Genomic DNA, 24224 nt, shown 5'->3' with positions numbered 1-24224 from the left:
GCCGAGCTCATGTACTTTCCGGTGTTTTATGGTCGGGAGGGGTTGAAGCGCGTGAGAATCCAATAGCAAAGGAAATACGCTGCATGCGCTTGATTTTTTTCTGGATTCGAACTGATCAAGTTAGCAGAGTGTGAAAGGTAAGTGATTAATTATGAGTTATTTGAACAGGTGGTTAGCTGCGTTTAGGCTGTTTAAAGGGCATTTTGGGGCAGTATTATTATATTGTTAAAATTTTTTACAACAATTATTGTGAATTAAGTTTATGTCTCCTAAATTGCACTATGCTGTTTAACTATAAACGCATATGCAATTCATACCTAACAACAAAAACACAAACCTGATTTGAACTAAAATGTATGCTTATCGGCTTTATATACCGAATGCTACACTTCTTGGGAAGAATCAAAACCAACATTTAACTTTTAGCCAATGTTAGATATTATCAATTTTATTGCGCTCGCCGGCATCTTTAACATCTGTTTCTTCTGGTATGCATCTACCAAAATGAAAACGAAACCTGATCCGGTGAAGACGCTCGTTGTGTCTTTTGTATTCTCTATTCCACTTAGCTTTCTGTTGATCGCTGTGTATACCACCATGCTGCTTTATGCGGCTAAGATCGGTGCCAGCGAAGATGCCATGTGGGAATACATGGAGCAGGAAGAATTGCAGTAGTACCTACAGGTATAGCCCTGGCTTACCTGTCACCTTAAAACGCATCGCGGGCACTTGTCAAAAGCAGGTGCCCGCGATGCGTTTATACCTAACTGAAGCAGACTCACGCATCCCCCATGGTTGGCAGGGCTGTTACGCAAGGTGAGGAAGGAGGTAGAGCAAGCGCCCCGCTTATAAATACTAGCTCAGGATCCGAAGATCGTCTCGCCTGATGAGCGGGGAACCAGCATAGCGGTTTTCCTGTGGGCCGTTTTCCAATTTCAGTACACCGCGCGGACAAACGTGCGCACAAATCCCGCAGCCCACACACGATGCACGGATGATCGGCTTGCCTTGCTGCGCATACCAGCGCACATCAATGCCCATTTCGCAGTAAGTAGAGCAGTTGCCGCAGGAGATGCACTGTCCGCCGTTGGTTGTAATGCGGAAGCGGGAGAAATACTTTTGCAAAAGGCCCAGGTAAGCAGCCATGGGGCAACCAAAGCGGCACCACACCCTGTTTCCCATCAGTGGATAAAAGCCCACACCGATCACACCTGAAAACATCGCCCCGATAAAGAAGCCATAGGTTTGGGCAAAGCCGCCCGACAAGTTACCCAGCAAGCGCCCTTCGCTCCATGAGTTGATCCACAGAAAAAGCGTTGTGAGGATGACAAAGCCCAGAATCGGGTAGATGATGGCTACTTCCCAGCGCCAGGCTTTGCGACTTTTGTCGGAGAGGTGCCGGTAGGGGTCGCCGGCAGTTTCGGCCAGCCCACCGCAGCCGCACACCCACGAGCAGTACCAGCGCTTGCCATAGAAGTAGGTGAGCACCGGCGTGGCCAGAAATGAAAACACCGCCCCCCAGAACACCATGAACACGCCCAAGGCAGCACCGTCGCGGATCAGGTAATCCACCGTGCCCGGGAAAAGGTAATCGTATTTGAGCGGCCAGAAATAGCTGAAGTAATACTCCGGCTTATTGAACAGCAAAAGCAAACCTGGCAATAGAAAGGCAAAACCCAATTGGAAGAACATCACTGAGAGGGTCCGGATGATGTGGTAGCGGCTGGTGCGGTACTTGAGCAAGGCATAAACTCCCATGACCAGCACGGCCAGGGTATAAAAGGTGCCGTACAGAAACCACTGATCGCTCGGGCGGTTGCGCAGCCACTGGCTCAGGGGCTCCATGGCTTGTATGAGTCCCTGCAGCGTGTCCGGAAACCAGTAAAGCAGCACATAAAACCCTGTAAGCACGAAGCCAATGACCCAGGCGGACGCCCCGCGCGAAGTAGCCTGACGTTGCCACATCCCCTGGTTCTGCTCAGCCGGAGATTTATACTGGCGGCTTTGCCAGATGTAGAGCAGGGCACCCATTGTCAGTACAAGTGTGCCGCCCAAACCTGTGAGCACAGGAGAGATGTAATCAGCGCCGACACTCGCCACCAGTATACCTAGCAGCCCGATACTGATCAGAAGCAGACCTGCCACCTTCAGGGCATGGTGGGATTCTTTAACAGGAGCTTCGGCTTGGTGTGAAATGACGGTAGTAGGCATCTGAAAATTGGCAATTAGCAAGAAGTAGAGTTGGAGAACAAACCGAATTGTTTACGCAGATCCCACCAACTGCTGTGCTTGACAGGTGGTTGCTGTTCCGGGAAACGGGTATAGTACTGGCGCAGAAGTTCTTCTTCGTAGCGCTGGAAAAACTCCGGGTCGAAGTTAACGGCCGGCAGCTCCTGCACCACCCGGTGCAAGGTATAGCCCTGTTGCAGCCAGTGGTGGCACAGGTCGTGGCGGTAGCGGATGCCCAGCAGGTTTATACCTAAGAGCTTGGCCGTCTCTTTGTCATAGAGCAGGCGAATGGCCTTTGTCGCCGCTTCGTTCTGCCAGTAAAGCGATGCGTGCTGCTCCGTGAATTGAGCAGGCACAGTGCCATAGGTCTGGTACTCGATGTCGAAGAACTTGGCCGAGTTGAACCAGGGCCCACGCTGGTAAGGCTTCCGGTTGCCGAGGAGGGTAGCGGCCAGCGCCTCGGCATGCAGGCGGCCGGTATACCAGAGCTGTTCCATCATCGGCTGACCTGGCGCCGAATTACGGAATTGGGCGCAGTCGCTAATGGCATATACATCCGTCTGGCTGGTCTCGAAAAACTCGTTTACCAGTATGCCCCGGTCAATTGCTATACCTGCGTCTTTCAGAAAATCCACATTGGGCTTCACGCCTGTGGTGATGCCCACAAACTGGCAGGTCAGCTCCTGCCCACGGCGCGTGCGGATGGCACGCACCCGACCCGAGTCATCGGCCAGAATCTCCTGCAGCTCTTCTTGTAGCAACAGTTCAATGCCGTGCTGCCGGATGTGGTTGGTTACAAGCTGTGCCTCTTCGGCGGGCAGCACATTGTGCCAGTACAGTTTATCGCGAATCAGCATGGTTACGGCAATGCCACGGCTACGGAGCATTTCGGCCATCTCCACACCGATCAGGCCTCCTCCTACAATTACAGCCTGCTGTGTACATGCGGTGTTTGCTTCCATCAGCTCCAGATCCTGCAGCGACACAAGTCCCTGCACGCCCTTTAGGGTTTGGCCGGGCCAGTCATAGTAGGAGGCGCGGGAGCCAGTGGCCAGCACCAGTTTATCATACGGCAAAGGGCCGCCGTCGCGAAGAACAAGCCGTTTTTCGGAAGTCTTTACCCGCTCCACGTAGTCATGCACCAGCTCAATTTTCTTTTCCTGCCAATACCAGTCTGCGTAGGGCACAATGTCCTGAAAGCGCATGTGGCCCATGTACACGTACATCAGGGCTGTGCGGGAAAAGTGCAGCCGCGACTCGGCGGACACCAACGTGATGCGGCAATCGCTCTGCTGCCGCACACGCTGCGCCAGGGTAACGCCCGCAATGCCGTTGCCGATGATGACCAGGTGCTCGTTCTCGCTGATTTTATCCATTAAAGATCCCCGCTTGTTCCTTTTTCAGTTCGCCGCTATACCTGCTTGCCTCTGTTATAGCTGTTATTTCGAATTGCAGCAGCAGGACAGGTATAGCCAAAGATACGGATAATAGGGTAAGCATGAAAAAAGGAAGGCCGGGAGATACCCAGCCTTCCTTGGTATAAGTATAAAAAGAAATTAACGGCTTCCGGCACTGCTGCCGACATCCTGCCCGCCGTCTTCTACGCTCTTGCCACCCTGGCGTCCTCCGCTGCGGGGCTCGTTGCCCGTGCTGCGGCCTGCCTGTTCGTTTTCTTCGGAGCGTGCAACCTGCTCCGACGGATTTTTGCTGGCAGTCGGGTGAATGTTAGGCACTTTGTTGCCCTCGTTCACATTGCTTTTACTTTGATCTTTGTTCTGGTCTCTATTCTTATCTGTGTTCATTTTCAATCTGTTTTAGTTCTGGTTTTAACTGTATTGATTTAACCTAAGGTATAGCGCACCTGCTCCTGATGAGGTGAAAGTGCGCTATACCTTAGTAGCGGTCGTAATCCGGGTTTGAAGCCGTGCGGTCCGGTGGACCGTAGCGGCGCGACTGACCTTGCTCGTAATTGCCTTGTCGCTGGCGCAACTCACCTGTCAGTGGGTTGTAACGCCGGTTATAATCCGGATCGGAATTGCGATCGCCGTCATAGCCATAGCTGAGAGAGCCGGCCATGTTGCCGTAGTTTTCGCCACGGCGTTGCGGGTAGTTGTCCGGGTGGTAATCGCCGTCGAAGTTGCCCGAGGTTCGGCGGCCGTAAGTATCGCCAAACTGCCTGCCGCCTCTCATACCGCGCTCGTTGTAGTCGGAGCGCTGATCGCGCATACCTGCACTTCCTCCGTAGCGGCCTCCGAAATTGCTGTAGTCCTCCTGTCGGGATTGCTCACCGCGGTAGCTTTGCTGGTACTGGCGCTCGGTATAACCGTCGTTGTCCTGTAGGTTACGGCTGCGGCGGTATACGTAGTCGCCTCCCTGGCTTTCATTCTGGCGGTCGCGGCCTGCGTTGGCCATGTCGCCCTTGCGGGATCGGTTATAGGTGCTATACCTTCCGTCTTCATCCAGGCGGTAGGCGCCACGGTACTGCGATTCGTCCAGGCGGCGACCCTCGCCTCTGCGTTCGTCTCGATCATCGCGCCAGTTGTTCCTGTTATTATAGCTGTCCATAGTTTTATCTTGAATTGGTATATCCTCTATAAACGAACAAACGGGCAGTGAGTTTACGCGCTCTCCTTAACCCTAAGCAAGCGCATGCCCGTAAACAGTAGCTGGATTATGTAGGAAATAAAACTTAACGCTATGAGAAACAACAGAGAAGAAAACCGGGAGAATCGTAACATGGAGCCGCGCTGGGCGCATGGCCATCACCACGGCGAAAACTCGGACCGCGGCAACTACACCGTCGATTCGCGCTTTAACAGTGGCTACGGCGGGCAGGAAGACGATTACTATGACACCAGAACCTTCAATACCAACATAGACCACGCGTACGGCTCCCGGCAGGGGCGCTTTCAGCCCGGTGGGGCACAATACAGCGGCGAAGATTTCGCTTCGCGCAGAAGCGGCGGGCAGGACAACCCCTATGGCATGAGCTACGTGCCGAATGACGGACACAACTCCGGCCGGCACTACGACCCACAGGCCGATTACAGCAACCGTGACTATGAAGACATGCGTCGCACGGGCAATGCCTGGACCCGCACAGGTATGGCGGACGAGCGCTTTGGGCATACGATAGGTCGGGGCAACCGCGATTTCCAGGGACATTCCTCTATTGGCGACTACGAATCTTACCGACGCTACGAAATGGGCAACCGCATGTATGACAACGACTACAGCGGTGGCTTTGCCGGCCGAAACCATACCGAGGGGCGTGAGCACTTTGGCGAGGACAGCTACTACAGCAACCTCAACCGTTGGGGGCAGGAGAAGCGACCGCAGCGGCGCTCCGAAGACCGCCACAACCGACACTAAGATGTATAACCAGGCAGCCGCGGGAGAAAGCACTTCCGCGGCTGCCTTTTCAAATGAATAGAACAATGAGAGATTACAGAGATTATGATGAAGGCGACTACAACCGCCACAACGAACAGGAATGGCCACGCCAACAATACTATCGCAACGAGCGCCCCGACTGGAACCGGCGACCTGAAGATGAAGAGGCGGGAAGGCAGTACCGGGCAAGGTATGAGGAATCGCGCCGCATGCCTGAGAGCGACTACCGCGGAACCATGGAGGACTTCTACAACACGACCTACGAAACCAACAACTACAGCGGAGTGCCGCGGCACGACGAATACGGCCTGCCGCACGGCACCGAAAACGACCTGGGTAGCGTGAGTCGTGGCAATCCGCGGTTTTACAACCCCGACCGCTTCGAGCGAACCCGCTACCGTTACAGCACCGGCTACAACCCGAACTATGACAATCCGGAGGAGGGCGACCTGTACCGCAACTTCGATAGCAGGGGCAACCACGGATATCGCCACGACGCGTCCTACGGCAATGCCGACGAGTTCCGTGACTTTGGCGACGACCACTACGGCTCGCGCGACAAGAGCGGCAGATACTAGCCAAAATGGCGCAAAAAATGATGTTAAACCCTTGTATACTTTTTTATAAGGTTGCGTATAAGGGACTATACATTAGTATTGAATTTCCATCTGAGAAAGGCCACAGCGTAACAGCTGTGGTTTTTTTCATTTTTGATGAGAAGTTAAAAATTGTATTGACCTTATTCTATTTGATAAAATTTTACGTTCGAACGATAGTACATGAGCCCATTCAGGTCTATTTTATTAGGTCTCGTGACCTTGGCAGCAATCCTAGGGATTATCTCCATTAGCCTGCCGCGCCAGATCCATATTCAGCGCCATATTATTGTAAATGCCTCCTTGGAAGATACCTACGAGCAGTTGAGTGATTTGCGGAACTGGCCAAAGTGGCTCCCGGGCCGCCATTCCAACGCAAGTAAACTAGTGAGCTATGCAGGGCCTTCGGTGGGAGCCAGCCTGAACTGGACCAGCCAGCGGCGTAGTGTAGGGCAGGGAACGGTGACGATCGTTTCGGCGGAGCCTCCCAGAAAGCTGGTAACTGACCTGGAGTTTGAGAAAAGCGACAAGGCGCACAGCACTTTTACACTGGAGGAGACCGAGGAGGGGACCAAGCTTACCTGGCATTTAGAAAAATACATGGGCGACAACCCGATCCGGAAATTCTCCGGTTTGCTCATCGACAGTACCGTAGGAGAGGAGTTTGAGGACGGACTCGCGAATATCAAAAAGGAAGTGGAGTCTAAAAATGTACTCACGGACAACTAAGTTCCTTGACCCATTGCCATTAGAATTGCCCCTGAAGGTATAGCCGCAGAAGCTATACCTTTTCTATTGGCTGTTGTTCCGGTTCTTTCGGTACAATGGTAATCTTTCCGTCTTTTTCCAGAATGGCGTACTTGATCTGGTCCAGTCGCTCGAGCCCTCGCAGCGCCCTCGCCGACTCCAGGATATCTGCCTCGTCTACCCGCACTTTTTTCAGCCGGTCGTGCAGCACCTTGCCATCGTCGAGAATGATCACCGGCACCCCATCCAGCACCTTTCCGAACGCTTTATACTTCTGCTTCAGGAGCGACAGGCTGATGTCGGCCAGCAGCAGCGTGATGATGAGCACAAAGCTGTTGATCATGGAGTGGTCATCGCCCACAAGCGCCTGTTCTGCCGTTTCGGCAATGATGAGAAGTAGCACGAAGTCGAACACGGTGGCCTCATACAGGGTTCTTTTCCCACTGATCCTGAAAATGATCATCAGGAACACATACAGGACCAATCCTCTGATTACGGTTTCCATAGCGTATACTTAGGGGTAAATGAAAGGGGTGATGGCAACTTGCTTTTCGGAAGACGAGAAGAGCAAAGGCAGGGAGCCCATGCCTTTGGGCGTCAGGTAGAAGGTGACGGTAAAAGGTTGTTTGTCAGTTGTAAAGCTGTAGGTAATGCCTTCTTCAGAGGTATAGACCTCAGCGGGCTCAGGCACAACCTGGTCCACTTTTATTTTCTCATAGAAATTTTTGCTGATGCGCAGATCCGTGAGGGTATCGCTGGGAGCGGCTTGCAGGCTGACTTTTATTTCGGCGGGCGCGCTGCGCCTCAAAAAGCGCTCATACTCCACTTCAAGTCCATCGGCGCTGTCGCCAGCCTTTATGCTCTGGAAGTTGCCAATGCCCCCGTCGCCGGTAAAGCCCAGCAATGCAGCCAAAACAAAAAGCGACATCAGCACCCATGCTACCCGCTGCACCTTCCAGTTGGTGCTCTCTAACTGAATGTCCTCATCTATCTCGAGTTCGCCCCTGTGTTTTTTCACGGCTATACCTTGCGTTTGCTTTCGCAGGTATTTAACGCTCAGGCAATTTTATGGTTTTGCCAGGCTGTCGGGAGTGACCACAGCGGGATAAGCTTCTGTCTTAAAAGCGGCCACTTTCTTATAGAGCTTGCCTTTGTCGGCTAGCGAGGAAAGGAAAAGCGTGACGTTGGATGTGTTGAAATGGTTGGATAGATCGGCCAGCAGGTCAGGTATACCGTCGCGGTCGAGGTCGCCGGCCCACAGGAGCACGTAGATGGCGCTCTCAAAATTTTCGTCGGAGGCCAATTCCTGGCTCACTTTGCGCCCGTTTTTTATACCTGTCACCGTCCATTTGTAGTTCTGTACCGAGTAGGAATCGGAGCCCTCCTGTTGGATGCTGTCGCCACTTGCCGCCAGGGTATAGGTTTTGCCTTTGAACTTGAGATCGATGGAAGTATTGGGGAGAATTACCTGGTTGGGGTAACCGACTGTATCTACTTCGCTTTCCTGCAGCCTGGTTATACCTGTCGTGAAGAGCAGCGTACGCGGGTGCTCGCCCCGCACTTCACGGCCCGAGCGAACCTGGCGACCTTTGTCAAACACCGGATCAAAAAAAGTGGTAACCTGCATTCTGCTGGGTTTTAGCCTGAACACGCTATCGTCCTGAACCAAGGCCAGCCAGGGTTTTTGCTCCGCGCCCTGCCATACCTCATGCTTGTGAAAACGTCCCTCGATCATGATTTTAGCAGGGGTGCCGGGCTCCGGGCTCAGGCCGGTGGTGTCGGGAGCGTAGTGCTGCGACTCGTCCTCCGGGGGCAGGGCCGCCGAGTCTGCATGGTGCACCAGACTGGTGTCGGTTTCAACCAGATGCGCGTGATCCGTTTTGCTGGCTTGCGACTGGTCCGGGGAATTGTTGCAGGCCGCCATGCAGAGGGCTAAAAACAGGAGGGCAGGTATACGCATGGTGCAAAGGTATTAGTATAAAGGAAAACGAATATAGCGAAAATATCTTTCAGGAGAGCAAATAAAAACAGGAAGGTCGACCCCTGCCAACCTTCCTGTTTCCGCTGCTATACCTGACAACAGGTAATTAGAGCTGCTTGAAAATTCTGTCTTTAAGTCCGGCAGAGGCCTCCACCAAAGGAAGACGAACAGCGCCGCCACACACGCCAAATCGCTCCAGAAGTACTTTCACACCCACCGGATTGCCTTCTTCATACATCATAGCGTTGATGTCCACGAAATCAAACAACAGATCGGACGCTTCTTTAAACTGATTGGACAAGCCCAGGCGGATCATGTTGCTGAACTTCTCCGGGAAAGCGTTGGCCAGCACCGAGATCACCCCAACAGCGCCGAAAGTAATCATGGGCAGTGTCAGCATATCATCACCGCTGATCAGCAGGAAGTCGGCAGGTTTGTGCTTGGCAATGTACATGCACTGCTCCAGGTTGCCAGAGGCTTCTTTGATGCCGATGATGTTTTGATGGGCAGCCAGACGCACCGTAGTTTCAGGGGCGATGTTGCTGCCTGTGCGGCCAGGCACGTTGTAAAGGATCACGGGCACCGGGCAGGCGTCGGCTATCAGAGTATAGTGCTGGATGATGCCCTGTTGCGAAGGCTTATTATAGTAAGGACTCACCGAAAGCACCGCGGCTATACCTTCCAGATCTGTTTTCTGTAATGTGTCGAGCACTTGCTGTGTGTTGTTGCCGCCCAGGCCATACACCAAGGGTACGCGGCCGTTCACATGCTTCTTCACGAAAGCCAGAATCTCGGCTTTCTCCTCCGTAGTAGTCGTCACCGATTCGCCGGTAGTGCCGTTCACGACCAGGTACTCCACCCCACCTTCTATGGTAAAGTCAAGCAACTGACGCAGGCCGTCGTAATCCACGGTCAGGTTGCTGGCAAAAGGGGTTACCAGAGCAACACCCGTTCCTTTTAAGCTATCTTGTATCATGCGCTGTTTTTCTATTGCGCGAAGTTCGAATTATCCGGCGGAATCTGCAAACGGAAGCCAGTTAACAGTGAGCAATAATCAGTGATCAGTAAACAATTGTTATAACAGATGAATGAAGAATAACCAAAAGTCACTGATAACTGCTCACTGTTAACTGGCTACTGTATATTGTTCTCCTCCACCCAATGCAGAAAATGGTCTTTGTATACCTCGCCGATGGGAATTTCCTTGTTGCCGATGCGAATGCGGCCTTTCTCGATGCTGTCGATCTTATGCAGAGCCACGATAAAAGAGCGGTGTACGCGCATGAACCTCGACTCAGGCAATTTTTCCATCGCTTTGTTCATGCTCAGGAGCGTGATGATCTTCTGGTCTTTCGTCTGGATGATGATGTAATCCTTTAAACCCTCGATCCAGAGGATGTCGGCAAAGTCGACGCGCACAGTTTTGTAGTCAGCCTTCACGAACATGAAATCCAGCTCGGGTGCTGCTGGGGCTGGGGCGGCAACCGGCGCCTCCTGTGGCTTATGACTACGTTGCAAACGCTCCTGTGCCTTAGTGACAGCTTTCAGGAAACGGTCGAAGGGGATGGGTTTTAGGAGGTAGTCCACGGCGTCGTGGTTGAAGCCTTCCAGTGCATAGTTCGGGTAGGCCGTTGTGAAAATGATCAGCGGCTGGTGCTTGAGAATATTCAGGAACTGTATTCCGGTGAGCTCCGGCATTTCAATGTCCAGAAACATCAGATCCACCTGTTCTGTCTGCAGGACCTGCATGGCCTCCGTGGCGCTGGAGCACGTTTTCACGAGTGTCAGGAAAGGCAGTTTGCTCACGTAACTCTCAATAATATCGAGGGCAAGTGGCTCGTCGTCAACGGCAAGGCAGCGGATGGTCATAGGTTTATTTTTTTGGTTGGAAGTACAGTTTCAGCGAAGCAAAGAATGTATCCTCTTTTTCTTCTAAATACAGTTCGTGGCGTTGTGGGTAGAGCAAGTTAAGGCGTTGCTTTAGATTTTGCAAACCAATGCCGCCAAAGTCCTTTTTTTTGTGGCTGCTGCTGTTGTTCACTGTCGAAAACTGCAGCCAATCGTCCGTCACGACCAGGTTTAGCGTAATACCCACCTCATTGCGGCTCACCAGTCCGTGCTTAAAGGCGTTTTCGACGAGTGTCATCAGTAGCATCGGGGCAATCTGCTTTCCGGTCAGGTCGCCTTCCACGTGCAGGCGGATGCTGGTTTGCTCGCGCAGGCGCAGCTTCTGCAGGTCAATAAAGTTTTGGATGTGCTCCACTTCCTTTTCCAGACTCACCAGCGTGTCGTTGCTCTCGTAGAGCATGTAGCGCATCAAAAGCGAGAGCTTCATAATGGCATCGGGCGTTTCGGGGGACTGCTTGTAGGCGAGCGAGTAAATGTTGTTGAGCGTGTTGAAGAGGAAATGCGGGTTTACCTGCGACTTCAGGAAGTTAAGTTCAGCGGCCAGTTTCTGGTTTTCAAGTTCCTTGTTTCTTCGCTCATTCCGGATGTAATTGCCCGTTACCTTCAGCGCCGAGCTGATGAAGACCACGATCAGACCGGCCAGCACATAATTGAGTATGCGGTCGGATGAGTAGAGCACGGTCATACCCGGGTTGAACTCCCGGAACACGTAAAAGTCGAGCGGGGAACGTACCAGGGCCACGGCTGTAAGGGTGAGGAGCACGACACCCAGATAAGCAAAAATGCGGTTCTTGGCTAGGTAGCTGGGTATAAGCACATACCAGTTAAGGTAAAAGATCATCATGGCAAAGCTTAATCCCACCAACGAGTCAACCGCCTTGTTAAAGGTAAGGCCGCGCTGAAACTGAATGTAGAAGATCCAAGCTCCGAAAAATACCCAGGCTGCCACATGTATGGCTAATTTGTACCGCTTTTTCATGGTATAGGGTGGTAGGGCGATTAAGTTCAAAGCTGTGTTTGTAAAAGGTGATGAAAGCAAAAAAAGACGTAAGTCTGTTGCTGAAGTTACGCAATATTATGGCGCTTCCATGCGAACACAAGCCAATACTATACAGAAGGGCAAACAAGCCCTACTAATTCAGGATTTTAAAAGATCAAACCAAAAAAGGAGCGAAACGGTTGTTTGTATATCCTTTTCAGCAGTTCGTCTATTTCATTTTTATTTCTCTGTTTTAATGCCTCCATTTGTAGCATCAGCCTGGCGCTTTAGCTGTGCCGGGCTAATGGGCCTTGCGGCCTGTCGCTGAGTTTAATTGTTTTTATTGTTTGTTTGTAAATCGATAAGCGCCGGCCTTTTGCAGTCCGGCGCTTATTTTTTAGTGACTCACCATACCCAGGAACTCGTCCTCAGAGAGTATGGTAATACCAAGTTTGGTGGCTTTCTCAAGCTTCGAAGGACCCATTTTATCGCCGGCCACCAGGTATGAGAGCTTAGCGGAAATGGAGCTGACCACCTTGCCACCGTGGCTGACAATGATACGCTGCAATTCGTCGCGGCTCACGCTCTCGAATACGCCTGAGATCACAAATGTCTTTCCTTCCAGCTTATCGCTTTCCATCTCGGGTGCAGTGTTTTCGGACTTGAACTGCAGACCAGCTGCCTTGAGCCGCTCCACCAGTTCCTGGTGCTCAGGTCTGCTGAAGTATTGGATAATGGACTGTGCGATGCGGTCGCCAATCTCGTTCACAGCGATCAACTCCTCATACATAGCCCCACGCAGCGCCTCGATATCGGAGAACTGCTCAGCCAGTTTTTTGGCTACGGTGCTACCCACGTAGCGTATACCCAGCGCAAACAGCACACGGTCGTAAGGCGTCTGCTTCGACTTTTCCAGGCTGTTAAGGATGTTATTGGCCGACTTCTCGCCCATGCGCTCCAGGTTCACCAGTTGCTCAAAGCTAATGTCATACAGGTCGGCCACATTACGCACAAATCCGGCCTTATAAAGCTGCTCGATGGTTTTTGGGCCGAGCTCGTCAATGTTCATGGCTTTGCGGGAGATGAAGTGCTCCAGCTTGGCCTGTATCTGCGGAGCGCAGCCTTCCTCGTTCGGGCAGTAAAAGTTCGCCTCGCCTTCGCTGCGCACCAGCTCGGAGCCACAGGCTGGGCAATGCGTCGGGTAAATGATCGGCATGGAGTCGGCTGGGCGCTTGCTGAAGTCCACACCCGTGATCTTCGGTATAATTTCGCCACCTTTCTCCACATAAACAACATCGCCTAAGCGCAGGTCCAGGCGCTGAATCTCGTTGGCGTTGTGCACCGAGGCACGCTTTACCACGGTACCAGCCAGCAGCACCGGCTCCATAATGGCCACAGGCGTTACCGCACCGGTCCGTCCAATTTGGTACTGAATGTCAAGCAGGCGGCTCATGGCGCTCATGGCCGGGTACTTGTACGCAATCGCCCAGCGTGGACTCTTGGCGGTATAGCCCAGTTCTTCCTGCAGGGCGTAGCTGTTCACTTTCACCACCACGCCGTCGGTTGCGATCGGCAGTTCGTGGCGTTTTTGCTCCCACTCGTTGATGTAGTCTAGCACCGAGTCGATGGAGCTGCACTTGCGCCAGGTATCCGAAACTTTAAAGCCCCATTTCTGGATGGCCTGCAGGCTCTCGGAGTGCGTGTCGAACGGACTGGACGAACTCATGAAACCGTAGGAAAAGCAGCCCAGTTTGCGGCTGGCCACAATGGCTGAGTCCTGCTGCTTGAGCGTGCCCGAAGCGGCGTTACGGGGATTGGCCAGCAGCTGCTCGCCCGCCTCTTCGCGGTCGGCGTTAAGTTGCTCAAATACCTGCAAGGGCAGAAAAACTTCCCCTCGCACCTCAAAATTCGCCGGAAAGTCATTGCCGTGTACTTGCAGCGGAATGTCGCGAATGGTGCGCACGTTGGCTGTAATGTCGTCGCCGCGCGTGCCGTCACCACGGGTAGCGCCCTGTACAAACTCACCGTTCTCGTATGTCAGGCTAATGGCCACGCCGTCGAACTTCTGCTCGCATACATACTCTACTTCATCGCCCACCACTTTGCGAACACGCTTGTCAAACTCGCGCAGGTCTTCTTCGGAGTAGGTGTTGCTCAGCGAAAGCATGGGGTATTTATGGTATACCGTCTTAAAACTCTTGGTGATGGTGCCGCCCACGCGTTGGGTAGGGGAGTTTGGCTGGCGCAGTTCCGGGTGCTGCTGCTCCAGTTGCTGAAGCCGCTCCAGCATCATGTCGAACTCGTAGTCTGTTACTTCCGAAACGCTGTTCTGGTAATATTGGTAATTGAGGTAGTTGATACGTTGGGTGAGCTCCTGAATCTCAGAAGCCGGGTCGTGTGCTGTGGCCATAGGGTATTTCTGTTTGGTCTGTAAAAATAGAGAACCAGGCGCAGGCCGCCAAGTGCTGTGGGCTTTAAAATCTCTTACCTGACAAGCGCAATCGGCAGGGTACAACGTATACGGCCAGGTATAAAAAAACGGCTGCTCCTTTGGGAACAGCCGCTTCGGTATAGGTATAGTGTCAATACTTATTTCAGCTTCACGCCGTCGGCCACAAAGCGCAGCTCTTCTTTGGGCTCTGTAATAGCGGCAATCTCCTCGGCCGACTTGCCTGCATCTTCGGCAAAGTGGCGTTGGTCATCCACCGAAATCACCTCGTGCCTGGCTATACCTGTAAACACCGCCGTCTTGCCCGAAAGGTCTTCCACTGGCAAGAAGAAGCCATAGTCACGGAAGGTTACTTTCATGGTGCTGCCATCCTCCAGTTTCACGTCCATCCAGCATCCTTTTGACTGGCAGCTCTGTGCGATCTCAGCGGCAACGGTAGCCTCAATGGAGTCGTTTCCTTTTACGGCCTCCTGCAGCTGGCTAGCAGTCAACACGTTCTGCTCTTCAAAGGAAGCACCGTATACATCGGCTTCAGCCACAGCTTCAGTGTTTTCCTGAGCTTCAGTGGTGTCATTATTCTGTGAGCAGCTCTGCAGCGCAGCAGCGACGAAAAGCAAGGCAAATAGTTTTTTCATACAGGTATAGGTTGGTTGTATTGGCCAAATATAGAGAATATTAGGTAAGTGCAAAAGTGCCAGGATGAAAACCAGGTATACACCTATAAACAGGTATAATTCCAGCACCGAACTACTCCAGCGCCCTGTTCTGGAATAGCAAAAATCCGATGTGAAACAACAGTCCCCATTCCTTTGACTTGTCGTTGTAGTAGTTGAGACTCAGGGCGGCCGGGCCCAAGATGCCGTGGTAGACAACAGCTGCTGTGGCGGCTAGCCCAGTGCCCGATAGCTTTTTGCCATAGTAGGCCTGTTGGTTTTCATTTTGCAGGATCGGTCGGTAAGGCTGAAAGACGTAGCCTTCGGTGCGTGCCTCCAGCCGGGGTGTGAGCAGGTAGACATACTGCACACCTCCCGCCACAAATTCGTGTGCCCGGAAGCGATCCAGAAACAGCGTGCGGCTATCCGGAAGCGGGTGAAAGGCCGGCGCTATGGTGAGGGTAGAGCGGTAGTTGCTGAAAAATGGCTGCGTCGAAATCACGCCTTCCAATCGGTATCCGAAGCGGTGGCTGCCATTGCCAACATAATTTTCATACAGCAGCCGACCATAAAACCAACTGTGGTGCTCAGAGAGGTGCTGCGATTGGTTCGCCGTTGAACCGGGCGTATACCGCTCACTGGTATTTACCATGCGGCCCGTAGCAGTGAACATACGGCCGCCCGAGGCGTACTGCTTGCGGTTAAGGCCCCCTCGCCTGAAAATGGCGCTCACCGTCAGGCCGCTTGCGGAGGTGCGGTCGAGGGTGTCGGAACGTTGAATCTCCAGGCGGTTGCTATACCTGTCTATGTGCTGCGCATAGGCCGTGCTCAGCACCAACTTGCCCTTGTAGGTATTGGTAAAGCCCAGGTTAAGGGCAAAGTTCCGGTCGGTCTGCTCCAGTAGCGGCAGGTTATTCCGCTCCAACAGCAGCCCGGTGGTCGAAAGGAAATTCCAGTGATTGTAGGTAAAAGCTGGTTCTATGTAGTATGGCAGGCTGGCCGGCACGTCGATGCGCGTGCGCAGCTGGGCCCCCTGGTAAAAACGGCCTGTCTGAAAACTGCCCGCAAAAGTATGGAGCTGCCGGCCTAACACACTGTACTCCAGACCGGCGTAGATATTATCGATAGGCCGGGAAGCGATCACACCGCCCAGCGCGATTTTAATGCCGTCCTCCTTCTTTACATTCAGCAGCAGGTCATATGCCTTTGCCTGAGTATTATAGCGCATAGTCGGGTACAGGTTTCGGAAATTGTCAATGGCGGACAGTCGGTAATAGCCCGTCTTCACATCCTGCATGGTATAGCCGTCTTCCTGCGAGCTTCGGAAAAAGCGCTCCACAAACTCCTGCTGATTCCGTTTGAGTCCCTGTATCTCCACATTCCGGAAGGTGTGCGGCTCAAATCCGGCCCTGAATTTTTCCCGCTTCGTTCCCAGCTCCTCGGCGCTCACCCGACGCTTTATTTTCTGCAGCATCTGGTCCATGTTGTCACTTGCCTCCTTGTAGCCCGCCGCAAAAAAGTCCTCCACGTTTTTAAAATCGAGCGAATTAAGGTTGCCCAGTTCAGGCTGCAGGTAGATGTCTTTTTCGGAGAGCGCCGTGGAGTCAGAGTTCGACATCATGGCATATAGCAAGGTATAGGCCAGGTCAAAGTCATCTTTGTCATAAGGGTACTCACTGTAGGTCTTTGACGACACGTTCACCCCAATGATGATGTCCGGATTAAAGTCCCTGCGGGCCACGTCCACAGGAAAATTGTTGTAAAGGCCGCCGTCAAAAAGTAACCGTTTCTCGATCCGGATAGGTTTGTAAAAAAGCGGCACGGTAAGCGTGGCCCGCACGGCATCGGCCAGCTGCCCTTTTCGGAGAATGACCTGTTGCTGTGTGAAGATATCGGCGGCTACGCAGCGGTAGGGCACCATAAGCTTATCGAAGTCGTAACCGGCGCGGGCAGCGGGCTGGGAGAGGAGCTGGGCCAATGCAAAATTAAGCGAAGCATCATTTACCAGATTGGAGGTCAGTTTGGCCTGGAAAGCCGAGTCGAGGGCCACGTGCAGCTTGAGCAGGGCAGGATTTGGGTCGGGCGAGGCAAAGTTGTAGGTATAGTTCTGCTCTGGTTTTCCGGTTGCCCACGCCTGAAACGCCTCCGTATGGATCAGGTACTCGATCTCGGCAGGTGAGTAGCCCGCCGCATAGAGCGCCCCCACAATGCCTCCCATGGAGGTGCCCACAATGTAGTCGATGGGGATATTGTTTTCCTCAAGCGCCTTCAGCACACCCACGTGCGCAATTCCTTTGGCCCCGCCGCCGCTGAGCACGAGCGCTACTTTCTGGGCATGGCTTGGCTGGGCTCCGCTTAGCAGCAGAACGGGTAACAGCAGGTATAGAAGGGCGCTTCTGTATACCTGCACCGGTAAAATATGGCGGGCAGCCTGCACTAGGCGCATAGCTTGTGTTTTAACGGTTTCTCAGGTCGGCCCAGCGCGCGCTGTGTATCGTAAACAGCATACGCCCCGTCAGCCTGGAGGTATAGCGGGCAGGTACGCGCAGGCGCATATCCTGCAGCATCAGTTCGAAGCTCGTGCTGAAGGTGATCGTATTGCGATCTGGCGTGAACGTAACCGGCACAACCATTTCTTTAATGATACCTTGTATGTTGATGAAGACCCTGCTATTCAGTGTTTGGCGGTTTCTGTTTCCGGCATTGATCTGCTCCACCGGGGCTTCGATCTCAATATACAACTCCGGATAACGAGAAGCAAAAAAGATGTCCTGCACCATGGCCACCGGGCTGGAGTCGTTGGCGGGCAGCAAGTGATCAATGGGCAGCAGGCACTCAAGTTTGCGCGTGTTCTGGTCGTAGCGCATCAGCATTCTGGTAGATTGGAAGTCGTAGGTGCTGCGTTCCCCCTCCAGGCTGATCTGCACGCTGTTGTTGGCGGTATAGGGTATGCGGTACTGCTGCGCTTGCAAAGGCAGGGCAACCAGGAAACAGAGGAGAACATGTAGTAGAATTTTTATCATAGCAGGGCATGTAGTAGCGTATACTCCTGAAACGCAAATCAGGGGTGAAAGGTGAAGCGGCACACGTGGTTTTATCGCCTGTATTTTCCGGAAGACAGACTGTGTTGTGCATTGTGCCGGTTTAACTTATTCCGAAGCTTCAATTAGACAGCAAAATCTCATTTTTTGTGGCGCATATTCAAAACTATAACCCCCTCTCGTTGGTATATAGAAAGAGATAAATTACCTGTAATCCAAATTGAACAGAGGAGGCCCGCAGCCATAAGCCGGGAATGCTCGGGGAGACAACTCGACATGAACCAGGACAGAAAGAATAAGGTAGACGCACGCCAGGGCTCAGGGTTTGGCAAGATAGAGCATCTGCATCCGATCCGGATGCTGCTATACCTGAGCATGGTAGGCATAGGCATCCTGTTTTTTGTGCTGGTGGTGGCCTTTGTGCGCACGGGAGGTTTTGGCAGCGAGCAGTTTTCGCTGCCCAGGTTTTTCAGTGTCAGTACGCTTATTCTGCTTTTCAGCAGCTATACCATCAGCAAGGTGCCGCGCATTTACAAAAAGGACAAGCTCCGCAAAATGACCCGCTATCTGGCCTTTACGTTTATGCTGGGGGTGGCTTTTATCGGCGCCCAGATCCTGGGTTGGCGGGAGTTGACAGAGTCAGGGGCTTACTTTACCGGCAAAGCCTCGGGTAGTTACCTATACCTGATCACGGCGCTGCATTTGCTACACCTGTTGGGTGGCATGATCTTTCTCGCTTTCCTGCTGATCAAAACGGCACACATGGCCAACGATGGAGTGCGCAGCCTCATTTTTATCCGCGATCCCTACCGCAGGCTGCAACTCTCGATGCTTAACACCTATTGGCATTTTCTGGGAGCCCTTTGGCTCACGCTATACCTGGTCATTCTCTTTATGTCTTAAGCGCGCTAGCGCACCAAGGTTACAGAGCCTCTGTATTTGTCGGCGCCATAATCGATCACATAGTAATACACCCCATCGTTTACGTCTTTGCCATCCCACTTAAAGTTGTGCGCCGTGCTGGAGAAAACCTCTTTGCCCCAGCGGTTGTAAATACGGATGTGCTGAAAGGCACTCGTGCAAACATCTGCCGGCATGCCCGGTATTTCGAAATAATCGTTCAGGCCATCGGCGTTGGGCGTAAAAATATTGGGCGGGGTAAAATCCCGGTAGTCGGGTACCTTCACCTTAAACTCCATCGTGATCTGCTGCATCGGGGAGGGGGCACACGCATCCTCCAGAAGCTGGAAATCTACCCGCAGCACACCTTGTTGAAAGGCCTCGCAATTTGCTGCCCAATTGAACTTGCCTGCCGCAGCACCGGTACCTCCTGTTGAAGAAAAGGTCATGCCCATACTGGCCAGGTCAAAGTTCTGGCCACGCGCCTGCATACTCAGCTGGTGCCCGTCGAGGTCTGTGCCTGCAAAGTTGGCCTCGAACGGCTCGTTCAGATCAAGCTCAAACACCAGCACCTGCTTATCGGTTGTCAGCACCGGAGGCTGGTTCGGGTAGTCCGTTCTGACTTCGATCACCTCTGTCCTGGTCAATTCTTTTCCGCAAACCATAGAGGTCGCCGTAAACTCGATCTGATAGGAGGCCTGCCGGAGCGTTTCGCAATCGATCAGCCACCTGAAGGGGGACTGCACCTGTCCGATGCCGCTACTGTTCTGAAAGGAGATCGGTACACTGTTGATGTCGAAATTAAGCCCTTTCGCGGAAATGGTTACCTCGTCGTTGTCTGCATCGAAGCCCAGCACATTGAAGTCGATCACATCGCCTTCCATCACAGTAAACAAACGGTCTGGCTTTGAAAGTTGTATGGAGGGCGGTTCATTGGGGATCGGGTCAATCACGAAACTCACCTGCAGCGTATCCTGCCGGGGCAAGCTGCAGCCATTGTCTTTCACGATCAGGTTGAGCTTGTAGACCTGCCCTTGCGTGTCAAAGCATTCATCAAAGCATACGCTGGCTTTCAGTGCTTCCTGTCCGCCGGGGCCGTTCACCACCCCCGTTGTCGTGCCGCTGAAGGTATAGCTGTCGCTGCTGAAGTTCACGGGGCGAGCATAAAGTGTCAGGCTGGAGTTAGGGTCCGGATCGGTGAACTCCACGTTCAGGCAGCGTGCGTCTGTTGGGCTGATCCGGATGACATCGCCACGTTTGTAGTTGGTGGTTTGGCCGTTCACCCTGGCCCGTACCACGGGGCTTTCGTTGCGCGGACAGTCTTTTACGAGCAACTGAAAGTCGCGACGCACTTCCCCGATCTTCACACCGTTGCGGTACTCCTGCACGCGCACCGCAAACACAAAAAGGCCAACACGATCTGGCCGAACGGTTAAGCGCCCGGTCTGCTTCTCAATGATTATGGGAGGTGCGCCCTGTATCTGGTTGTCGCGGTTGTAGCCTGGTAGCCAACGTACTTCGGGGTAGGGGGCAGGCCTCGCAATGGGAGCCGCATTGGTTGGGTCTGCAGAGGCATAGCCATTGAGTGGTGTCACCATGTCGTACACCAGCGAGTCACCGTCGGCATCTGTTCCACTGAAGTCGTAATAAAACAGCTCGTTGGCGCAGGCATAGTCGCTAAGGGGCGGGAAAAGACGGGGGGAAGAGTTAACAAAAGGGGATCCGTTACGGGTAACCGGCGGAAACTCCATGTAAAAGACCTGTCCAGAGGCATCTGGCATGATGATGTTGTTGATGGTGCGGTTGCGGCAGCAGCGCTCCCAAGCCATGTAATAGCCCTGCTGGTTGTTAAACATGTTAGGAGACAAGATCACATCCTGTGAGTACACAATGCGTCGTGTCCGCAGCTCCCCGATGGTGCAGGCAATGTCAGTGTAGTTCACAAAAGTGTCGCTGCGGAGCGGCAGCTGTACGTCCATCTTAAAAAGGTTGGTCTGCTTATCGAAAATACGGATATTGGCGAAAGGATCCCGAGCGCCTGGCGTTCCATTCACGTCATCAAAGTAGAGGTTCATGGTGATGCGGTAGGTATAGCCTGAGCGATGCTCTATCTCTAACTCACCCCCGACAATGTGCGTGGCCCTGACCTGCAGGCAAGCCAGCAGGAGACAAATCAAAAGAAGTAAAGCGTGTTTCATGTAAGGCAGCAGTTTAGATTTACTTCGGATTCCTGTTGTATGGCACTTGTAGTGGGTATAAGTTACATGAAATACCGATACGTTGCTATATAGTCTGAAACTTTATGTCGTATCTATCCAACATTAGGTAAAGTTTTCCGTTATATGGCATCTGGGAATCAGCTTGATATTGCAATATTGAGTAAAAATATTACTGTTTATACGTAGCCAAAACAATCTACGATAACGGGAGTTATAAGCAGACACGGAATTTTGGCACCCTCCTAAATTGATCGTTTACCGGATAATGTACATACCATGATGACGCTGACACAAGAACTTGAACTGAAGAAAAAACTGCTACAGGAATCAACCAAGCTGTTAAACACGCAAATTCAGGCTGCAAAAGAGGCCATGGATGAGGCACAGGAAAGCGCTAACGAACACCATGGCGCTATAGAAGACAAATTTGAATCCTTTAGAGAAGCCTGCCAGATACAGCGCGACATGTATGCGCGGCAGCTCGACGAGCTGATTACCACCATGGGGGTGCTGAAAAGAGTCAACTCCACAAAAGAGAACAAGGAGGTTTCGTTTGGAGCCGTGGTGATGACAGAGCTCCAAAACTATTTCATTGGCGTCAGCCTGGGTGAGATCAAAGTGGACGGGGAGTCATTCTATGCCATCTCGGGTTTATCGCCGCTTTACAAGGCCATGGAGGGTAAAACGAGCGGTGAGAGCTTTGTTTTCAGAGACAAAACCTACAAAGTGCTGCAGGTATTTTAGTACTAACCATGCGTATAGTAAACCTTTTGCGCAAAAAATAGTTTAATAAAGCAGTAAAGGGTTGAAAACGAAAGAGGTTGGCTTTAGGGCCAACCTCTTTTGCTTTATAGGCAGTATCAGGATTACTCTACACGCGTCCAGTTTTGTGTTCTGCCGATCAGAGAAATACCGATGTAACCTTTCACTTCCATTTTGTCTTTGCCCGTCATTTTCATGTAGCAGGAATAGGTCTTGCCACTCTCAGGGTCGTAAATAGTGCCATCATCCCACTTGTTGCCACTGTCATGTTTAAAGTCCTTCATGAAAACCAGGCCCTGCAGCGGTCGGTTACGCAGCTTCTTGTCGGGGTTGTTTTCATCCAACTTGGGTTTTCCATTTCTAAGCGGCTCTTTCAATTGCACGATCTTACCATACAGTTTATCGCCTGACTGGTAAATCTCGAAACGAGCTTTTCCCTCTTCATTGGTCCAGATGCCAACAGGAGAAAGTTTTTGTGCCCATGCCACAGTGGAAAAGAGCATAAGCGCTACAAGGGTTAGCAGGTGTTTTTTCATGATTTAGTTTATGTTTGATAAGATTAGCAACGAAATATAGGGAAAATAATTCATTTTTCAACTAAAATAGATATCCGGTCGAACTATTAGGCTGACCCCATACCTTAAATATTTTTGCGGTCTAAACATGAGCAAGCGTGTAGCTAATCTGATTTTGCACATGCTTTATATAGAGCTACTTAGGTATAGGGCATGCAATTTTGAGGCCACTAAAGCTGGATTGCAAAAGAAAGTTGATAAAATAAGTGCAGAACTTTGTGAACTTATCGGCGTTATTTTAACTTTATACATTCAGTGAAAGCGGCGAGTGCTGCGGCTTTGCGTATGACTGCCTCGGGCAGCGGCGCATGGTTTATGTCGGACTAAAGAGAAAGGAGGTGCTATGTCTAATCCATCAGTCGTCTTAGTAAGCCTTGGTAATAGTGTTCACCTCAACGGTGAGCTGGCTTAGTAAGCAGTGAGTATCTACTGCTTGCGCAGTAAATATTACCTTTGGTCTTGAGTGATGGTGCTGCTGCAAAACAGAGCGCCGCTTGTTAAGATTTGAAGGATTCATAAAGCACCTGGTGTACCTTGACGGGCTGCATCAGGTGTTTTTCTTTTTACACCCTATCGAATGCTGGTACGTACTAGCGCAAACGCTAGAGATCGTCTTTGTAGATGGCGTTATTTCGCATTCTGCGCTCCTTCAGAAAAGAAGCCACAAAAGACAAAACTGCTAAAAAGCAGCTAATACCCATCACCAGTATAAGCACATGGCTGCCATCCCAGACAAAATCATCCGGATTGATGCGCAGAATCAACAGGAACCCCGCCAGCAACGTGAGCGCCGTAACAGTGTGAAAGACGAAACGGTTGTGCCGCTTTAAGTGATAATTGGTTGCAAGTAATAACAGCCCAAATGTGGGTGCCAGCAGGGCTAAGAGCGGTCTGGAGGGAGATAGGAAATAAGCTGCTAAGCCGGCCAGAATCAGAACCAGGGCGTTGATGGTATTCGCTACGTAAGGATGCACCATGTCTATTGCGTTTAACTGAAATTGGCCCGGCCGGCAAATGCCAACCGGGCTATATAGGGTGTCTTACGTAAATAACCGGAATGAATGTTTGCTCATACCTTAGAGCACACGTCTGATATCCAGAAAACGGGTCTCGTAACCTGTCCCTTCCACCTGACTGATCTTTACCCCACCATTGGAAGAGGAGTGCACAAAGCTAATTGTATCGCCAGGTTCTGAGATAACGATGCCAACATGCCCCGGCTCCCGTACCTGTGGATTTGTGCCCGTAAAAATAACGAGGTCACCTGGTCTGGCTTCATCGCGTTCCACTGATACTCCATCTGCTGCCTGTGTGGCAGAAGAGCGCGTCACAGGCACACCAAACTCCTGAAACACATGTGACGTGAAACCAGAGCAGTCAAAGCCGTTGCTGGTGGTGCCGCCGTACTGGTAGGGTGTTCCCATCAGGGTTAATGCATAGGCGATGAGCGACTCGGTTGCTTCAGAGTCATTGGCTCTCACCCATCTTGTATCTGCAACTGCCGTTCTGCTAAGCTTGTTTGTGTTGGCAGCCTGCATTTTAGGGGCTTCATTGGCTGAGTGCATACTCGCAAATTGCACCGGTGCATTTTCCATCGATGCAGAATCCGGTTGGTCGTTGCCGGCTGTCATGAAAACGAAGAGCAAGACAACAGGGGTAAGCATGAGGGCAAATATCTTTTTCATAGTGCTAGGTTTATGTTTAGTAACACTAACTATGGAAATATCGTGCCAGTTTTCCCGTTCTTAAGGTATAAAAGGCATTGCGCTCGTCGTTTCAAATTGAAATGAAG

General features: G+C 51.9%; 24 protein-coding genes. 6 read left to right on the top strand and 18 right to left on the bottom strand.

Going from position 1 to position 24224, the window contains the following annotated elements:
- Positions 1 to 429 precede the first annotated feature (429 nt).
- Positions 430 to 675: a hypothetical protein gene (locus tag BD749_RS03570; RefSeq protein ID WP_007652719.1), complete on the top strand. Its 246-nt coding sequence runs from the start codon at positions 430 to 432 to the stop codon at positions 673 to 675.
- Positions 676 to 855: 180 nt separating this feature from the next.
- Here BD749_RS03570 and BD749_RS03565 read toward each other — a convergent pair whose 3' ends face one another.
- From BD749_RS03565 to BD749_RS03550, 4 genes are all read right to left on the bottom strand, one after another.
- A complete protein-coding gene (locus BD749_RS03565; RefSeq protein WP_101443603.1) occupies positions 856 to 2211 on the bottom strand; it encodes a 4Fe-4S binding protein in 1356 nt (451 codons plus the stop codon).
- Positions 2212 to 2225: 14 nt separating this feature from the next.
- Positions 2226 to 3605 (bottom strand): NAD(P)/FAD-dependent oxidoreductase, encoded by a 1380-nt coding sequence (locus BD749_RS03560; RefSeq protein ID WP_101442986.1) that lies wholly within the window; start codon positions 3603 to 3605, stop codon positions 2226 to 2228.
- Positions 3606 to 3785: 180 nt separating this feature from the next.
- Complete coding sequence (locus BD749_RS03555) at positions 3786 to 4031, bottom strand: hypothetical protein (protein WP_101442985.1); 246 nt, start codon at positions 4029 to 4031, stop codon at positions 3786 to 3788.
- Positions 4032 to 4122: 91 nt separating this feature from the next.
- Positions 4123 to 4794, bottom strand: a complete 672-nt coding sequence (locus BD749_RS03550) for a hypothetical protein (protein ID WP_101442984.1) — start codon at positions 4792 to 4794, stop codon at positions 4123 to 4125.
- A gap of 132 nt (positions 4795 to 4926) precedes the next feature.
- Here BD749_RS03550 and BD749_RS03545 point away from each other — a divergent pair, with 132 nt between their 5' ends.
- From BD749_RS03545 to BD749_RS03535, 3 genes are all read left to right on the top strand, one after another.
- A complete protein-coding gene (locus BD749_RS03545; RefSeq protein ID WP_101442983.1) occupies positions 4927 to 5601 on the top strand; it encodes a hypothetical protein in 675 nt (224 codons plus the stop codon).
- Positions 5602 to 5666: 65 nt separating this feature from the next.
- On the top strand, positions 5667 to 6200 hold the full coding sequence (locus tag BD749_RS03540) for a hypothetical protein (RefSeq protein WP_101442982.1): 534 nt from the start codon (positions 5667 to 5669) through the stop codon (positions 6198 to 6200).
- Between the two features lie 240 nt (positions 6201 to 6440).
- Positions 6441 to 6947, top strand: coding sequence for an SRPBCC family protein (locus BD749_RS03535; protein ID WP_180336302.1), 507 nt, complete (start codon positions 6441 to 6443; stop codon positions 6945 to 6947).
- Between the two features lie 52 nt (positions 6948 to 6999).
- Here the strand turns inward: BD749_RS03535 and BD749_RS03530 are convergent, their stop codons facing one another.
- The 10 genes from BD749_RS03530 to BD749_RS03485 all read right to left on the bottom strand — a co-directional run bounded on the left by BD749_RS03530 (position 7000) and on the right by BD749_RS03485 (position 17958).
- A complete protein-coding gene (locus BD749_RS03530) occupies positions 7000 to 7470 on the bottom strand; it encodes a DUF421 domain-containing protein (RefSeq protein WP_101442980.1) in 471 nt (156 codons plus the stop codon).
- 9 nt (positions 7471 to 7479) lie between these two features.
- A complete protein-coding gene (locus tag BD749_RS03525) occupies positions 7480 to 7983 on the bottom strand; it encodes a hypothetical protein (RefSeq protein ID WP_101442979.1) in 504 nt (167 codons plus the stop codon).
- Between the two features lie 48 nt (positions 7984 to 8031).
- Positions 8032 to 8925 (bottom strand): hypothetical protein, encoded by an 894-nt coding sequence (locus tag BD749_RS03520; RefSeq protein ID WP_101442978.1) that lies wholly within the window; start codon positions 8923 to 8925, stop codon positions 8032 to 8034.
- 127 nt (positions 8926 to 9052) lie between these two features.
- Positions 9053 to 9922, bottom strand: a complete 870-nt coding sequence (gene dapA, locus BD749_RS03515) for a 4-hydroxy-tetrahydrodipicolinate synthase (RefSeq protein WP_101442977.1) — start codon at positions 9920 to 9922, stop codon at positions 9053 to 9055.
- Between the two features lie 158 nt (positions 9923 to 10080).
- Positions 10081 to 10815 carry a LytR/AlgR family response regulator transcription factor gene (locus tag BD749_RS03510; protein ID WP_101442976.1) on the bottom strand — a complete coding sequence of 245 codons (735 nt, stop codon included), beginning with the start codon at positions 10813 to 10815 and terminating at the stop codon, positions 10081 to 10083.
- Positions 10816 to 10819: 4 nt separating this feature from the next.
- A complete protein-coding gene (locus BD749_RS03505; RefSeq protein WP_245868676.1) occupies positions 10820 to 11833 on the bottom strand; it encodes a sensor histidine kinase in 1014 nt (337 codons plus the stop codon).
- 397 nt (positions 11834 to 12230) lie between these two features.
- Entirely contained in the window at positions 12231 to 14243 is a 2013-nt protein-coding gene (gene ligA / locus BD749_RS03500; RefSeq protein ID WP_101442975.1) for an NAD-dependent DNA ligase LigA, read from the bottom strand.
- 179 nt (positions 14244 to 14422) lie between these two features.
- Positions 14423 to 14917, bottom strand: a complete 495-nt coding sequence (locus tag BD749_RS03495) for a DUF4920 domain-containing protein (RefSeq protein WP_101442974.1) — start codon at positions 14915 to 14917, stop codon at positions 14423 to 14425.
- Between the two features lie 112 nt (positions 14918 to 15029).
- On the bottom strand, positions 15030 to 17381 hold the full coding sequence (locus BD749_RS03490) for a patatin-like phospholipase family protein (protein WP_101442973.1): 2352 nt from the start codon (positions 17379 to 17381) through the stop codon (positions 15030 to 15032).
- A 10-nt stretch (positions 17382 to 17391) separates the two neighbouring features.
- Positions 17392 to 17958, bottom strand: a complete 567-nt coding sequence (locus tag BD749_RS03485; protein ID WP_101442972.1) for a hypothetical protein — start codon at positions 17956 to 17958, stop codon at positions 17392 to 17394.
- Positions 17959 to 18252: 294 nt separating this feature from the next.
- Here BD749_RS03485 and BD749_RS03480 point away from each other — a divergent pair, with 294 nt between their 5' ends.
- Positions 18253 to 18879, top strand: coding sequence for a cytochrome c oxidase subunit 3 (locus BD749_RS03480; RefSeq protein ID WP_101442971.1), 627 nt, complete (start codon positions 18253 to 18255; stop codon positions 18877 to 18879).
- A gap of 5 nt (positions 18880 to 18884) precedes the next feature.
- Here BD749_RS03480 and BD749_RS03475 read toward each other — a convergent pair whose 3' ends face one another.
- Positions 18885 to 21074, bottom strand: a complete 2190-nt coding sequence (locus BD749_RS03475; protein ID WP_101442970.1) for a gliding motility-associated C-terminal domain-containing protein — start codon at positions 21072 to 21074, stop codon at positions 18885 to 18887.
- 297 nt (positions 21075 to 21371) lie between these two features.
- Between BD749_RS03475 and BD749_RS03470 the strand changes: the two genes are divergently transcribed.
- Positions 21372 to 21839 carry a hypothetical protein gene (locus BD749_RS03470; RefSeq protein WP_101442969.1) on the top strand — a complete coding sequence of 156 codons (468 nt, stop codon included), beginning with the start codon at positions 21372 to 21374 and terminating at the stop codon, positions 21837 to 21839.
- A gap of 122 nt (positions 21840 to 21961) precedes the next feature.
- Here BD749_RS03470 and BD749_RS03465 read toward each other — a convergent pair whose 3' ends face one another.
- The 3 genes from BD749_RS03465 to BD749_RS03455 form a co-directional block, all read right to left on the bottom strand.
- The gene (locus tag BD749_RS03465) at positions 21962 to 22393 is read right to left on the bottom strand and encodes a DUF2147 domain-containing protein (protein ID WP_245868673.1); all 432 of its coding nucleotides are present in this window, start codon (positions 22391 to 22393) and stop codon (positions 21962 to 21964) included.
- A 641-nt stretch (positions 22394 to 23034) separates the two neighbouring features.
- Positions 23035 to 23409: a hypothetical protein gene (locus BD749_RS03460; protein ID WP_245868671.1), complete on the bottom strand. Its 375-nt coding sequence runs from the start codon at positions 23407 to 23409 to the stop codon at positions 23035 to 23037.
- A gap of 99 nt (positions 23410 to 23508) precedes the next feature.
- Positions 23509 to 24117: a C40 family peptidase gene (locus BD749_RS03455; RefSeq protein ID WP_101442967.1), complete on the bottom strand. Its 609-nt coding sequence runs from the start codon at positions 24115 to 24117 to the stop codon at positions 23509 to 23511.
- Positions 24118 to 24224: the final 107 nt, after the last annotated feature.

It is taken from the genome of Pontibacter ramchanderi, assembly GCF_002846395.1.
GTDB lineage: Bacteria > Bacteroidota > Bacteroidia > Cytophagales > Hymenobacteraceae > Pontibacter > Pontibacter ramchanderi.
This window is presented reverse-complemented; position numbering and strand designations above follow the sequence as displayed.